Source organism: Halobacillus sp. AWM4_238 (genome assembly GCF_056158265.1).
Window position 1 is genome coordinate 3,531,588 of the sequence record NZ_JBSWSY010000002.1, and the last position, 14,620, is coordinate 3,546,207.

A 14,620-nucleotide genomic window follows, 5' to 3' on the forward strand; every position below is an offset into this window, starting at 1 on the left:
CCGAAAGTTTGGATGGACCGCTTTTTTGCTTCGTTAATTGAACTGAGGTTCTTTTTTAGATCTATTTCGTTCACTGCGTATAGTTGCCTGAGCGGCTGCAAGTCGCGCTGATGGAACGCGGAACGGGGAGCAGCTAACATAGTCCAGCCCTGCATCCAGACAAAATTGAATGGATTCTTTTTCTCCACCATGTTCTCCACAGATCCCTGTTTTAAGCGCAGGATTTGTTTGCTTACCTAGTTTTACACCAGTCTCCACAAGTTTCCCGACACCATCCTGATCTATGGACACAAATGGATTTCTTTCTAGGACATCACTTTCTACATAATGTTGGAGAAACTTACCTTCTGCATCGTCACGACTAAATCCGAACGTCGTCTGCGTTAAATCATTCGTTCCGAAAGAGAAGAAATCTGCTTCTTCAGCAATCTGATCAGCGGTCAGTGCTGCCCGCGGTGTTTCGATCATCGTTCCAATCAGATAATCGAAGGATTCTCCTGTTTCCGTTTGGACCTGCTGGCTGATCCGAGTGACCAGCTGTTTCATTTCTTTCAATTCATTCACATGGCTGACTAGAGGAATCATAATTTCTGGTTTAACTGTGATCCCTTTTTTCATCACATTAGACATCGCAGTGAAAATGGCCATGATCTGCATTTCATATATTTCAGGGTGGATCATACCCAAACGGCATCCTCGAAGGCCCAACATAGGATTCGATTCTTCTAATAACCGTACTTTTCGTAAAAGGTTTCGTTTTTCCTGCAGCTCGTCACAGTCAGGATTTGTTAATTTGAGCTCAGTCACATCCACGAGCAGTTCCTCTTTGTCAGGCAAAAATTCATGAAGAGGAGGATCTAATAAACGTACGGTGATGGGATGTCCTTGCATCGTTTCAAAAATTTGTTCGAAATCCTGCTGCTGCATCGGTAATAGTTGATCGAGCGCTTCCTTACGTTCCTGGGTACTTTCAGAAAGAATCATATCCTGGACGGTAGGGATACGGGAGGCATCCATGAACATATGCTCGGTACGGCAAAGTCCAATACCTCCAGCTCCAAATTCCAATGCTTTCGCAGCATCTGTTGGATTGTCAGCATTCGCCCTTACGCCCATCTTTCGCTCTTCATCTGCCCAGCGAAGCAGCAATTGAAATTCATTGGAAAGTTCGGGTTCAATCATCGGGATTTCACCGAGGAAAATTGCCCCCGTGGAGCCATCGATCGTAATGATATCGCCATGGTTCACAGTCGTATCACCTACAATCACCTGTTTGGATTCCAAATGAATTTTTAAAGCGTCACACCCACAGATGCACGCTTTCCCCATTCCTCGAGCTACAACGGCGGCATGGCTTGTCATTCCGCCCCGGCTCGTAACTGTAGCTTGAGAGGCGATGATTCCATGGATGTCATCAGGTGTCGTCTCTGGGCGTACGAGAATGACTTTCTTTCCTTCCCTGGCTAGTTTATCAGCTTCATCTGCATCAAAAACAACTTGACCAGTGGCCGCTCCAGGCGAAGCGGGTAAGCCTGCAGCTAATTTTTCTCTCTTATGGTCAGGATCGATGCGGTAATGAAGCATCGAATTGAGCTGATCTGGATCCACACGTAATAGGGCTTCCCGCTGATCCATGATTTTTTCTTTGACCATTTCAACAGCGATTTGTATGGCCGCCTGGGCGGTTCGTTTTCCTGTTCGTGTTTGAAGGATAAATAGCTTTCCGCGTTCCACTGTAAATTCAATGTCCTGCATATCTTTATAATGATCTTCTAATAAATGGCAGGTATCCACCAATTGCTGATAGACATCCGGCATTTCATCTTTGAGACTGGAAATCGGCTGAGGCGTACGGATTCCGGCTACGACGTCTTCGCCCTGTGCATTGATCAAATATTCTCCATAAAGCTTGGACTCACCTGTGGCTGGGTTACGTGTAAAAGCAACCCCCGTACCAGAATCCTCTCCCATATTTCCGAACACCATGCTTTGAATGTTGACTGCTGTACCAAGATGGCCAGGGATTTGATGAAGACGGCGATACAAGATGGCCCGCTTGTTGTTCCAGGAGTCAAACACGGCTTCGATTGTAAGGAAAAGTTGTTCTTTAGGGTCCTGTGGAAAGCTTCGCTTCGCATTTTTGAGTACGATTGATTTGAACGCTTCAATCACTTGTTTCCAGTCTTCGGCGGTTAATTCTGTATCCGATTGGTAACCTTTTGCTTCACGGATCTCTTCTAACCGTTGTTCGAAAAGGTAATGATTTACATCCAGGACAACATTACCAAACATTTGAATAAACCTCCGATAGGAATCGTAGGCAAAGCGTGGGTTATCTGTAAGTTCTGCCATTCCTCTGACCGTTTCATCATTCATTCCAAGGTTCAAGACGGTATCCATCATTCCAGGCATGGAATGGACGGCACCTGAGCGGACAGAAACAAGCAGTGGATTTGTTGGATCCCCTAATTTTTTATCTGTTTTGGCCTCCAAGAGTTGAAGGGATTCTAACACTTGGGACTCGACTTCTGACGATATAGCTTTTTCTGAATCATAATAGGCATTACACGCAGCTGTCGTAATTGTAAAACCATAAGGGACAGGTAAACCGATACGCGTCATTTCAGCTAAGTTCGCGCCTTTTCCACCCAGGAGTTCTTTCTTGCCATTTCCAGATTGATCAAACATGAAAACAAACTGATTCTCCATTATGCAAAGCTCCCCTTTTTATTTAACATAGCTAGGATGATATCGGCTGTCTCTTCTATCGCCTTGTTGGAAACATCGATAATTGGACATCCTATTTTTTTCATAATGTCTTCCGCGCACGTCAATTCCTCAAAAATTCTATTTAATGAGGCATAGTTTGCCGAATTTGTTAATCCGAGTCTTTTCAACCGTTCTCGGCGAATGTCATTTAATTTTTCAGGTGAAATGATTAATCCTATGCATTTCTTTCTTGGAATCGTAAAAAGTTCCTGAGGCGGTGGGACCTCTGGGATGAGTGGTACATTGGCTACTTTGAACTGCTTGTTTGCTAAATACATAGAAAGAGGAGTTTTTGAGGTTCTGGATACTCCAACGAGCACAATGTCCGCCAGCTCTAATCCTCTTACTTCCTGACCATCGTCATACTTCACAGCAAACTCAATCGCTTCCACCCGTTTAAAATAGTTCTCGTCCAACTTTCTCATTTGTCCTGGTTGGCGGACGGGCTGCATATTGAATGTTTGCGTGAACGCATTCATCAAAGGATGCATCAAATCAACAGCATTGATTTGTTCTTCGCAAGCTCTGTGATCAAGGTATGCCTTCAACTGGGGAAGGACGATGGTGTAAGCAATGATGGAAGGACAATCCTTCGCTGCAGTAATCACATCGTCAATTGCCTGCTCATCCTCCACATAGGAGAAATGCTGGATCTCGACTTCCTGACCAAAAAATTGACTTGCGACCGCTTTTACCATTAATTCAGCTGTTTCCCCGACTGAATCTGACACGATATAAACCATTTCTTTATGAGTCACGATTCATCTCCCTTCCTTGTAGACGTACAGGTAGGCATGAAGTCTATAGAGTATGTACAAATCTCTAGCAACCTCTTCCTACCTTCTTTGTTATTATGACATACTATTAATCTTTTTCGGGTTATTATGACATACTATATTGTTAGATAGTATAGTATCATTGTTTTCGGATAGATACAACAAAAAAATAGCGGACGGTTCTGAAAAAGAAGGCTTGAAGGATAAGGGAATAGGATAATCAGAAGTGGTGAGTAGACGTATTGGCTGAAGTTCCCGTTGGGGAAATTGGCTATAATAAAAGAGGATGACAGAAAGACAGCGTCGATCCATCCAACATGGAAGGATTTTTTGCATCTGTTTTACCGTCAGCTCCGGGTAGTTTATAATGAGGGGCAAATAAGCAAAGACAGGAAGTGCCTATGAGTAAACGAAAGAATCAAGGATATAAAAAAACAAAAAAGAAACCCAGCAGGTCCGGAAAACCTTATGGGAAACAGAACTCATCACCACAAAAACCAGCCAAAGGCAAGCCTGTGCGTGGCCAAAAACCTGTAATGGCAGAAGTGACCTGTTCAGGACTGACTGATGAAGGCAAAGGGATCGCGGAATGGAATGGCAAGCAGTTGGAGGTTCCGCTTTTATTGCCTGGAGAAAAAGCTGAGGTAAGCATTATTCAAAAGGGAAGGTTTCTGGACGCCGAATTGAAGCGTGTGATCACCTCAGCAGAAGAACGGGTGGATCCGCCTTGTCCGTATTATTACGAGTGCGGGGGATGTCAGCTTCAGCATATGAGCAACCATGGGCAAGCGCGTTTCAAGCAGGAAACCATCGATCACCTGATGAAGCCGTTTGGCAAGCCGCAGCCCATTTTCACCATGGATCATCCGTATGATTACCGGAATAAGAGTCATACGACATTCGGTCTGAATCACAAGCGTCAAGTCATTGGTGGGTTGTATGCTCAGCATACACACGAAATCATACCGATGGATCGGTGTCTCATTCATGACCCGAAAGCGGACGAAATCATAGATACCATTAAGGACTATATGAAAAATACAAGAATGCAGCCGTATAATGAAGACACCGGGCGTGGCTTTTTGCGGCATGTTCTGATCAAAGTCGGCAAGGTCAGCGGAGAGATCATGGTCGTTCTCGTTGCGGCGTCTTCGGAGTTTAAGGGAAAGAACAATTTTATTAAAGCGATGAAAAAAGCTCATCCAGAGATTACGACCATGCTGTTAAATGTAAATAAACGCGATACGAGTGTTGTTCTTGGCGAGCAGGAGAAAGTGCTGTTCGGGAAAGGAACGATCACGGATACGCTGTGTGGACTGGAGTTTGAGATTTCAGCAAAATCCTTCTATCAAATCAATCCGGTCCAGACAGAAAAATTGTATGGAAAAGCGATTGAAATGGCAGAGTTGTCGGGGAACGAAACCGTGATCGACGCTTACTGTGGGATTGGAACGATTGGTCTTGTAGCCAGCCGGAAAGCCGGAAAAGTTATTGGTGTAGAGGTGAATAAGGATGCGGTTCGAGACGCGATCCGTAATTCGAAGCGAAACGGTGTGACCAATGCAAGGTTTTATCAAGGCGACGCTGGCGAATTCATGGTCGACATGGCTGCACGCGGAGAGAAAGCCGATGTCGTGATTATGGACCCGCCGAGAAGCGGGAGCGACGAAGCGTTTTTATCAAGTGTTGTAAAGCTTAAGCCGAAAAAGGTTGTGTATGTGTCCTGTAACCCGGAAACACAGGCGCGGGATATGAAGTACTTGGTGAAGAATGGATATGAGGTGGAAGGCATACAGCCGGTAGATATGTTTCCGCAGACCTATCATGTTGAATCCGTGGCGAAGTTGGTGCTGAAAGGATAGCCAATACCTGAATACAGGGTACTGGTGTCCTGACTGGAAAAAGGTTCATCCATCGAAGTGGATGAACCTTTTTCTGTATTGTATTTACCTTGGACATGGGGCTAACCAATCTTATCGAACACACACCTACTGATACTCCTTTGGAGTGCCCCAGTACTCATAACGATTGTAGCGGGGGATTATGGAGTCGAAACGTATGAAAATGGGCGCATGATCCAATTCTGGATAGGCTTTAAAAAGACACAGGTCCCCGTATCTGATCGCTTCGAGTGCTAAGGGTAATTCGCGCCTGAAAATAGTATCGCGAATGGGTGATTGGCTGGATCCATCTTGGCCATCCACATAAACATAGACAAAGAGATAAGGCGAACCATTCTCTACCCTCCATTCGGCAAGTACTTCATCTCTCATGGGAGTGATCTTTTCATAAGCATAGACCCATCCTATGGTGAGAAAAAGTTCTGCCGTTGTGTCAGAGTGAGTCAATGTGTATCTCCGACCTAAAAGAGGTTCTGTTTTTGTAACACAATGTCTAAACTCAACGAAAAGTTTGTCTGGATCAAGCCTTTTCAAAGGGAACCTCCTTGTTAAGGGGGTGATGGATGCGACAGGACTATTTTATGCTGTGGTTCACAGCAGGTATGAAATTATTGAGATTCTCTCAAAAATTCCTCCATCATCCTATTAAACTTCTCACTATGCTCCCAAAACATGAGGTGACCTCCAAGAATTTTCACCGAAGCGGAGGGAGTTAACCTGTTTAGATAAGCGTTCGCAGTCTCTCCCCAATGTTCGGCGACAACGAAAAGTGTTGGGACAGTTTTACTGCTTTGGGCGGCCTCTTTTCGATAATCCGAAAACAGACCGGAAGAGAATAAGTTGGATGCAATATAATAAGGCGTTTTTAGAGACTGCTCCACCATCCAGGTCAACTCTTCTTTTTTCAATTCCCGTTGGACCATGACGCCAGTGGCATAAGCGGATATGAACTCTCGTTGCCCTTGGGGGTGACGGAGGTAGTTCGTATAGGCTGCCGCCAAATCATCGAGAGGTCCTTCCACCCAGTCCTCGTCTTGATTCAGGGATAAAGATTTTGGAGGCATATCAATCAAGATCAGGGAGTGAATTTCATCGGTTCCGAACTGGCGAATGTATTCCCACACGGTTAAGCATCCGAAAGACCAACCGACAAGTGTTGGGTTCTCAACCTTTAATGCCTGTAAGACTTTTTGCAAATCCGTCCCATGTGTGACGTAGTCGTTTCCGTGAACCGTAAGAGTAGAGCGTCCATGGCTTCTGGGATCAATGACGATCGTACGATGAGTTTTCGAAAAGTGACGAACTTGCTCGGAAAAGACCTCTGTCGTGAAGGTAAAACCCGGGATCAGGACAATCGGGTCTCCCGTTCCGGTTTCCTGGACAAATAATTCAATCCCAGGCTCCACTTCAATATACGTTTCCTTCGTGTTCATGGTACCCCTCCTGAGTTTTTGATGCTGGAAGCGAATAGGTGAAAGGATCCTTCTAAATTCTATTCATCGGATCTTCCTTCCATTTCTTTTTCTTGGAAAATCATGTGTAATCCTGTCTATAGGGGAAGTTTTCCGTAAGGTACAATAGAAAAGCGAACCTTTGAGTCTCTCCGTAGAGACGCAGGAAATCAGTCTTCATTTTAAGAATAGTGCTCAGATGAAGAGGTTATGAGGGGGTGTCCATCGTTTTACATACAAAATATGAATTGTCAGTTTATGAAACTATGGTTAGAAGTCATTCGTAAAAACAAATACGATATACATCGTACAATCGTTGAGGGGGGAAACGTATGGGGTTAGTTGATGTAAGTATTTTCTTGCTTTGTTTGTTTGGTGGTTTAGGCATTTTCTTTACAGGGATTGCTTTTTTGTGGGCCGTTTCGATTTACGATAAAAAGGCAAAGTCTTCCGAACCAAATAATGAATAGGTGAGGTTTATATTCGTATATGGGACAGGTTTTAGATAGTGTAAGAAACAAAGAACGCGTGGATAAACACTCTACCCACGCGTTCTTTGTAATGAATTTTTTATATCAACTGCTGATTCCTTAGATTTTAAATGCCTTTCCTATAAGAAAAACATCACAAACAGCTGAAGATAGATTTGCACCATAATATAAAAGGCAATCGCGTATTTATAGTTAAACAGCAAGCCATTTTTAATGATGCTCAGCCGGTTCACAGAACTCAATATAATCGATGGTAAAATTAATGGAGACAGCATAATCGAAATGACGCTTCCAGATGTGATCCCGAGAACGACGATCTCTGGAGGATAGGGAAGATCCACTCCTTGCAAAATTCCAGATACGAGGACAATGACAGTCAATGGACCGAGCCCGATAAACCCTAGAATAATGACGACAAAAGGGAGGACCCATAAAAAGTTCAAGAACGGGACGGCGTCTGTCACATAAAAAAGACCGTCGATAATGTACTCTCCATATCCGGATTGGTTCACAGCGTTAATCAGGAAGCCGGCGGCCAATAGGATCGAGAACTGTTGAGCCTTGTTAGGAATGCTCTTAGATACATACGTTTTTCCGTTCTCTGTAATCGCGCTGCTTCTTCTGCGAATGATGAAGTAAAGGATGACCCAGGCGACGATGACAATGGGAATAATCAGCAGTAGCTGGACATCCCAAAGCGCATTAAGAAGGAAGATGGAACCGAATAACGTTACGAAAAGAAAGCCGAACTCGATGGCATCCCGGTTTCCTTTCGACTCTTGTTTCTTCTGTTCTGCAATCTTCTCCAGTTGCTCCTGAATCCCTGCGGTGAGATCCACTCCGTAATGACGTTCTTGGTAATAAGAGAACAACACAGATAATAAAATCCCTGCGAATGAGATGAAAAATCCTTGTAGGATCGATAAGCCAAGGGATGCTCCAAGTGCGTCTACAGCGAAAATGAAGCTTGGAATACTGACGACCCACATCGTTGTTAAAGAGAACGCGCGTAAGAGGGCCGTTCCTTTGTAATTCTCCCACACCTCACCTTTTTGATTGCTCAAAAAGTCATTGATCATGCTATAGACCATGGGGATTGAACCAAATAGAAGGAAATAAGAGATGATTTGGGTGATCACCATCATTCCGAAATAAAACTTCCGACTTGTATTGAGAAGGTTTTGAGCAAAATTGATGACTGATTCAATGTATGGCTTTTCTTCCAGCACCCAACTAATCGTAGGGACGATCAGTAAGAGCGCGATTAGTCCGCTCATAATGGTAAAGCCTGATACAGTACCTTCTATAAGTGAAGTCCCTGCAGAAATGTGAACAATCAAGGCGATGATGAGCAGTAAAAGGGAAATCGCCGCCTGTTTTACGGGCAGGAAGAAGTACCCGAGGACAAAGGCCGCAAAACCGAATAAGGAAAGAGTGGTGGAAAGCATTTCACCACCTATAAAATATACAATAAAATGCATGAGGACATATAACACGATAAATAAGGTGTACCCTCGTTTTGCGATTTGTACCATAAGTGATGCTCCATTCATAATCATAGTGTTAACCTTACATATCGTATCACAAGGATTACAAATTTTCTCAAGAAGTGATTGGATGGTTGGGGGTAGGTTTTGGAGGGACATCAATCGTTTGTATTTCACAACAGGAGAGTTGTTTTTTGTTTGCGCTTACATATTTCTGGAAGAAAACACCACAAGTATAAAAAATACCAGTGGTGATGTTTTGCTGTTATACACCGATGAAAGATAATAGGAATGTGACAACACAAACAACAATCAACAATCCCAGGCTGTATTTCAATGTCATTTTAAACAAAGTGGACTCTTGTCCTGTTTGTTTTACCGCTGCTGTCGCAATGGCGATGGATTGTGGGGAGATCAGCTTAGCCATGACACCACCAGCTGTGTTGGCTGCAAGTAATAGAGCCGGGTTTGCCATGATTTGATCCCCTGTGACGACTTGTAAATGACCGAACAAGGCATTGTTGCTGACGACAGATCCGGTAATAAATACACCAAGCCAGCCAAGTATTGGACTGAATAACGGGAACAGATCTCCGGTTTTCGCCAGGGCTAACCCAATAGAAGAACTCAAACCAGCGAAATTGGATAAGTTCGCGAAGCCCATGACGAAACAAATGGTCAAAATAGGGATCCATAATTCCTGGATCGTGCCTTTAAGTGAGTCCATTCCTTGAGGCAATGTGATTGCTGAGCTGAACAGACCCGTAAGAAGGACAGCGACTAAAATAGCCGTTCCCGTGGCAGATATTAAATCTAATTTAAAGAGTGCATCTAACGCTACAATATCTGGAGCAATGGGTGGTGCTTTCTGAATTTCCTGATGTAAAAAAGGAATAGATATGAATGCTGTTGTTCTTTCTAACAGTCCACCTTCACTGAATAGAGCTTTAAAAGAAGGCAAACTCCAAATGGTAATCGTTGCTGTTAAAATATAGAACGGTGACCAGGCTTTAATAATCTCTTTCAAGCTGTAATTTTCACCCTGTTGGACTTGCGGTGCATGTTCCTCGCGGTGAATGTTCTTCGGCTGCCATTTTCTTAAGAATAAAGCAAGTCCAGCCATGCTTGCCAGGGCAGCGAGGATGTTGGCAAGTTCAGGTCCAAGGAATAAGATTGTGAAGATTTGTGTTCCTGTATAAATGCCACTAACGACGAACAATGCCGGCAACGTTTCTTTGATTCCTTTCATGCCGCTTAAAATGAAGACAAGTAAGAATGGAATAACGAAAGAAATCATCGGTAGTATGTAAGCAAGTGTTCGGGAGAGTTCCATCGTTTCAAGATTCCCCATTTGGGCCCCGACAATAACAGGAATACCGATGGCGCCGAATGCCCCAGAAGCGGCATTTGCGATCAAGCATAAAGCGGCGGCTTTCAGCGGACGAAAACCAAGTTCTACGAGAAGTGCAGCGCTGATGGCAATCGGGACACCAAATCCAGCTGCCCCTTCCAGGAAGGCGTTAAAGCTGAATCCAATCAACAACAACTGAAGCCGCTGATCCTGAGAGATGTTGGCAATACTAGACCGGATTACCTTGAATTTCCCAGTCCGGACGGCTATTTTATACAACCAAACAGCCATAATGACAATGTATCCGATCGGCCATAATCCTTTGGCCACGCCGTGCACGGAAGCAGCAATGGCTTTCATGAACGGCATGTCAAAGAATAAGACAGATACGACAATACTTAAAGCAAGGGTGAGAAAAGCGGCCAAAATTCCTTTCATTCTAAAGCGTGTCAGGGCTAAAAAGAAGAAGAAGATCGGCAAAGCAGCCATGATTGCACTGATGAATATATTTCCAAAAGGGTCATACTGTTGTAACCACATGATCATTCACTCATTTCTTTTGTTTAGGCTAGGGTTGTGTTATTGAAGTTCGTTTGTAAGATTTCTTTAAGTACTTCAGCGCTGTGATCAAATTGTTTTTGTTCTTCTTCGTTTATGCTGACTTCCACGATATTGCGGATTCCGTTTCGGTTCACTACAGCGGGTACGCCAATATAGATGTCTTCAGCGTTGTATTCACCATTTAAATAGGCACTGACCGTTAGAATGCTGTTTTCATTTTGAAGAATAGCTTTCGTGATCCGAGTTAGTCCCATGGCAATCCCATAATAGGTTGCTCCTTTTTTCTCGATGATCTGATAGGCAGCATCGCGGACATTTGTGAAAATTTCATCAAGGTCTTCCATTTTATATTCCTCATGACGTTCAATTAATTCAAGAACGGGTACCCCGCCGATCGTAGCGTGACTCCAAACAGGAAGTTCTGTATCTCCATGTTCTCCGATAATATTGGCGTGAACATTAGCAGGTGTCACATCAAAGTATTCACCTAAAAGATAACGGAATCGTCCAGAATCAAGAATGGTTCCACTGCCGATGACGTGTTCTTTTGGCAGACCACTGAATTTCCAAGTCGCATAAGTAAGGATATCTACTGGATTTGTAGCGACTAAAAAGATTCCCTGGAATCCACTAGCCATGACATTGTCGACGATGGTTTTAAAAATCGCCAAGTTCTTTTTCACAAGGTCTAATCGCGTTTCGCCAGGTTTTTGATTTGCACCTGCACAAATACAAACGATGTCGGCATCCTTACAGTCTTCATACTGACCGTACCATGTTTTGGTTGGGTTTGGAGCGAAGACCTTTCCGTGGTTCAGATCCATGGCATCTCCCATCGCTTTATCTTCATTCAGATCGATGATGACGAATTCTTCAGTAACGGATTGGTTCAACATAGCGAAAGCATAGCTGCTTCCTACAGATCCAGCCCCAATAAGTGCAACGCGGTTAACATGTTCTCTAGTCATATGAATTCCTCCTAAAAGTTTGTCAAAGTGTTATGTGAAATATATCACAAACTTATTGTGCGATATTTCGAAGAGGGAATCAATAGGTTTTGTGAAATATTTCACAAAAGTTCACTCCTCCCTAAAAGCAAGCGTTTTCTTGTTCACATTTTGTTCAAAATATGCGTGCATCATCAAAAAGCTATAAAGGTGAATGAGAAGGGGGAAAAGGATGATAGGGAATCGTGTGATCCTCTATATAGAAGAGTTAAGTATAGAAAGAACAGGCGTTTTTCGGTCACTACTCAAGCGGAACCACTGGAGAGAAAAAAGCAATAGTAGTGTTCGTACGAAGGAGCAGGGTCGAATCTTTAAGGAAAAAGGTTGAAAAGGAACGGATAAAAGATGGGGGAAATCTAATTCCCTGTGATTATATCAGTCATATCTTGATTTCCTTTTCATCCCATAGTAATCTTGGGGTTCAATGAAGGGAGTGGAGAGACCATGACACGAGTGGTCATCTTAGCCGAAAAACCCTCTCAGGCAAAAGCTTATGCAGAGGCTTTCACGATACAAGAAAAGACGAAAACATATATCATACTAAAACCCGATGATACCTTTCCGACCGGGGCGACCATTACGTGGGGCGTCGGTCATCTAGTGGAATTGAAAGAACCACATGACTATAAGCCGGAGTGGAAAAGGTGGAAACTTGATCAACTGCCGATTGTTCCGGATCGATTTCTTGAAAAAGTGTCGAAAGGAAAATGGGATCAGTTTAAAGAGGTCAAGCGTTTGTTCCAACAGGCGGACGTCCTTGTGAATGCGGCCGATGTCGATCGGGAAGGATCGAACATCTTCTATAGCATTCTCCGCTTAACAGGCGTGAAGGGGAAACCGATCCGCCGTCTGTGGATCAATTCCCTGGAGAAGGATGAAGTGCGCAAAGGATTTAAGAATCTACAAAACAATGAAAAAGACTTGCGAATGTTTGATGAAGCGAAAGCCCGTCAAATTAGTGATTGGATGGTAGGGATCAATGCCAGCCGCCTGTTCACCTTACATTTACAAAAAAAGGGCTTCGGAAGCTACCTGTCGATCGGGCGCGTGCAATCCCCGACGGTGTACTTGATCTACCAGAGACACAAGGAGATTGAGAACTTTGTATCCGAGCCTTTCTACCAAATCGAGGGACTTTTTCAAGCAGCGGCAGGTTCCTATAAAGGCTTAGCTGAAATCAAAGAAAAGGATAAAGCCAAGGTACAGGCGCTGATGGATAAGCACGGACTAAAAGAAAAAGACGACCATACGGGAATCGTCGAACGTGTAGACAAAAAGACAAAACACCAAAAATCACCGAAGCTGCATTCGCTGTCTACTTTGCAAAGTGTTGCGAACAGACGCTGGAAGTACACACCGTCCCAAGTGCTGAAGACGATGCAGAAACTCTATGAGAAAAAACTGGTCTCCTACCCGAGAACCGATTGTAATTATATTACGGAAAGCGAATTCTCCTATCTGGTGAAAAATCTGAAGTCCTATCAGGATACATTGAATGTTTCTTTCACCCCGCTGTCTACGAAGCCGAGGAAGAGGTATGTCGACAGCAAAAAAGTTCAGGAGCACTATGCCATCATTCCGACGAAGACGGTCCCAACGGAAAAGAAATTGAATGGTCTGAGCCGTGAGGAGCGCAACATTTATACCGAAGTGATGGCGACGACACTCGCGATGTTCCATAGTGATTACGTGTATGAAGAAACGACGATGTTCACCCATGTTCACGACCTCCCTTTCAAATCGACAGGACGGAGAGAAGTGCACCAAGGATGGAAAGAGCTTTTTCCAAAGCCTGCAAAAGCGAAACATGAAAAAGAAGCACTTCTTCCGAATGTTCAAAAAGGGGAGGAGGTAGGCGCCCGGCTTCATATTAAAGAAAGTATGACACAGCCGCCGAAACCGTACACCGAGGGTCAACTGATCAACATGATGAAAACATGCGGAAAACTCATGGATGATGAGGAAGACGTGGAAATCCTAAAAGAAGTCGAAGGCCTCGGGACAGAAGCGACCCGTTCAAGCATCATTGAAACGATCAAAGCGCAAAAGTACATTGAAGTGAAAAAGAATAATGTCTACGTTACAGCTAAGGGAATTACGCTTTGTGAAGCCATTGAAGGTACGTTATTATCGAGCCCTTCCATGACGGCCAAGTGGGAGTCGTATTTGAAGAAGATTGGAAGTGGAGAAGGCTCTAAACAAATGTTTATCAAACAGACGAGCCAGTTTATTGAAAAACTGATTCAAGAGACTCCTGATTCCATACAGCAGGTTCAGATTCGGGATACTGGTGAGAAGAAAAAGTGGAATACACCGATTGCCAAATGTCCAGCATGTCAGACGGGTTCTATTATGGATCGATACAAATTTTATGCATGTTCCGAATATAAAAAAGATTGTAAGGTGAGTTTTCCGAAACGATTGGCCGGAAAAACGCTGACGCCTAATATGATCAAAACGCTGTGTGAGAAGAAGCGGACCAAAGTATTAAAGGGATTTAAAGGGAAGAAAACGTTCAGTACGGCGCTGACATTGGACGAAGAGTATAAGATTAAGTTTGACTTTAATAAGAAAGCGGAAGAAAAAAGCTAGTCTTTCGTATTTTCCTCCTTGTCAGAGGGAGGCAGGCACCATCTTCTCCTAAGTGAGAAGGTGGTGTTTTTTTAGGATCGAATTTAAAAGAACAGTATTCTATTAATCATTTGTGAACAATTTTGTAATTTTTATAAAAACTCAGGAATAAATCATAAAAAGGTGGTATGATATTTTTCATATCCTATCTTCTTCAAGGATATATGTTTCTTTGAAAGCGTTTTAGTAAAATAA

Annotated in this window: 10 protein-coding genes; 3 read left to right on the forward strand and 7 right to left on the reverse strand. The window is 43.5% G+C overall.

Features of this window, described 5'->3' with window-relative positions; genetic code table 11:
• Window positions 1-33 precede the first annotated feature (33 nt).
• Together ppdK and ACXACN_RS17655 are read right to left on the reverse strand one after the other, a co-directional pair.
• A complete protein-coding gene (gene ppdK / locus ACXACN_RS17650; protein ID WP_474966174.1) occupies window positions 34-2,709 on the reverse strand; it encodes a pyruvate, phosphate dikinase in 2,676 nt (891 codons plus the stop codon).
• Window positions 2,709-3,527, reverse strand: coding sequence for a pyruvate, water dikinase regulatory protein (locus tag ACXACN_RS17655; RefSeq protein WP_474966176.1), 819 nt, complete (start codon window positions 3,525-3,527; stop codon window positions 2,709-2,711). The genes ppdK and ACXACN_RS17655 overlap by 1 nt, the downstream gene beginning before the upstream one ends.
• A 419-nt stretch (window positions 3,528-3,946) precedes the next feature.
• Between ACXACN_RS17655 and rlmD the strand changes: the two genes are divergently transcribed.
• Window positions 3,947-5,407 (forward strand): 23S rRNA (uracil(1939)-C(5))-methyltransferase RlmD, encoded by a 1,461-nt coding sequence (gene rlmD, locus ACXACN_RS17660; protein ID WP_474966177.1) that lies wholly within the window; start codon window positions 3,947-3,949, stop codon window positions 5,405-5,407.
• 126 nt (window positions 5,408-5,533) lie between these two features.
• On the opposite strand, the gene ACXACN_RS17665 is transcribed toward rlmD, so the two are convergent.
• Both ACXACN_RS17665 and ACXACN_RS17670 read right to left on the reverse strand, forming a co-directional pair.
• Window positions 5,534-5,980, reverse strand: a complete 447-nt coding sequence (locus ACXACN_RS17665; protein WP_474966178.1) for a staygreen family protein — start codon at window positions 5,978-5,980, stop codon at window positions 5,534-5,536.
• A 74-nt stretch (window positions 5,981-6,054) separates the two neighbouring features.
• Window positions 6,055-6,879 (reverse strand): alpha/beta fold hydrolase, encoded by an 825-nt coding sequence (locus ACXACN_RS17670; protein ID WP_474966180.1) that lies wholly within the window; start codon window positions 6,877-6,879, stop codon window positions 6,055-6,057.
• Between the two features lie 350 nt (window positions 6,880-7,229).
• Here ACXACN_RS17670 and ACXACN_RS17675 point away from each other — a divergent pair, with 350 nt between their 5' ends.
• Entirely contained in the window at window positions 7,230-7,367 is a 138-nt protein-coding gene (locus ACXACN_RS17675; protein ID WP_474966182.1) for a hypothetical protein, read from the forward strand.
• Window positions 7,368-7,507: 140 nt separating this feature from the next.
• On the opposite strand, the gene ACXACN_RS17680 is transcribed toward ACXACN_RS17675, so the two are convergent.
• The 3 genes from ACXACN_RS17680 to ACXACN_RS17690 all read right to left on the reverse strand — a co-directional run bounded on the left by ACXACN_RS17680 (window position 7,508) and on the right by ACXACN_RS17690 (window position 11,755).
• Window positions 7,508-8,923, reverse strand: coding sequence for a hypothetical protein (locus tag ACXACN_RS17680; protein ID WP_474966183.1), 1,416 nt, complete (start codon window positions 8,921-8,923; stop codon window positions 7,508-7,510).
• A 217-nt stretch (window positions 8,924-9,140) separates the two neighbouring features.
• On the reverse strand, window positions 9,141-10,766 hold the full coding sequence (locus tag ACXACN_RS17685; protein WP_474966185.1) for an L-lactate permease: 1,626 nt from the start codon (window positions 10,764-10,766) through the stop codon (window positions 9,141-9,143).
• A gap of 23 nt (window positions 10,767-10,789) precedes the next feature.
• On the reverse strand, window positions 10,790-11,755 hold the full coding sequence (locus ACXACN_RS17690) for an L-lactate dehydrogenase (RefSeq protein ID WP_474966187.1): 966 nt from the start codon (window positions 11,753-11,755) through the stop codon (window positions 10,790-10,792).
• A gap of 483 nt (window positions 11,756-12,238) precedes the next feature.
• Here ACXACN_RS17690 and ACXACN_RS17695 point away from each other — a divergent pair, with 483 nt between their 5' ends.
• Window positions 12,239-14,386: a type IA DNA topoisomerase gene (locus ACXACN_RS17695; RefSeq protein ID WP_474966188.1), complete on the forward strand. Its 2,148-nt coding sequence runs from the start codon at window positions 12,239-12,241 to the stop codon at window positions 14,384-14,386.
• Window positions 14,387-14,620: the final 234 nt, after the last annotated feature.

What these genes read in the sequence shown, in the direction of transcription:
- ppdK (WP_474966174.1), bottom strand. Translation starts at nt 2,709, where the DNA reads ATGGAGAATCAGTTTGTTTTCATGTTTGATCAATCTGGAAATGGCAAG.
- rlmD (WP_474966177.1), top strand. Translation starts at nt 3,947, where the DNA reads ATGAGTAAACGAAAGAATCAAGGATATAAAAAAACAAAAAAGAAACCC.
- ACXACN_RS17670 (WP_474966180.1), bottom strand. Translation starts at nt 6,879, where the DNA reads ATGAACACGAAGGAAACGTATATTGAAGTGGAGCCTGGGATTGAATTA.
- ACXACN_RS17675 (WP_474966182.1), top strand. Translation starts at nt 7,230, where the DNA reads ATGGGGTTAGTTGATGTAAGTATTTTCTTGCTTTGTTTGTTTGGTGGT.
- ACXACN_RS17680 (WP_474966183.1), bottom strand. Translation starts at nt 8,923, where the DNA reads ATGGTACAAATCGCAAAACGAGGGTACACCTTATTTATCGTGTTATAT.
- ACXACN_RS17685 (WP_474966185.1), bottom strand. Translation starts at nt 10,766, where the DNA reads ATGTGGTTACAACAGTATGACCCTTTTGGAAATATATTCATCAGTGCA.
- ACXACN_RS17690 (WP_474966187.1), bottom strand. Translation starts at nt 11,755, where the DNA reads ATGACTAGAGAACATGTTAACCGCGTTGCACTTATTGGGGCTGGATCT.
- ACXACN_RS17695 (WP_474966188.1), top strand. Translation starts at nt 12,239, where the DNA reads ATGACACGAGTGGTCATCTTAGCCGAAAAACCCTCTCAGGCAAAAGCT.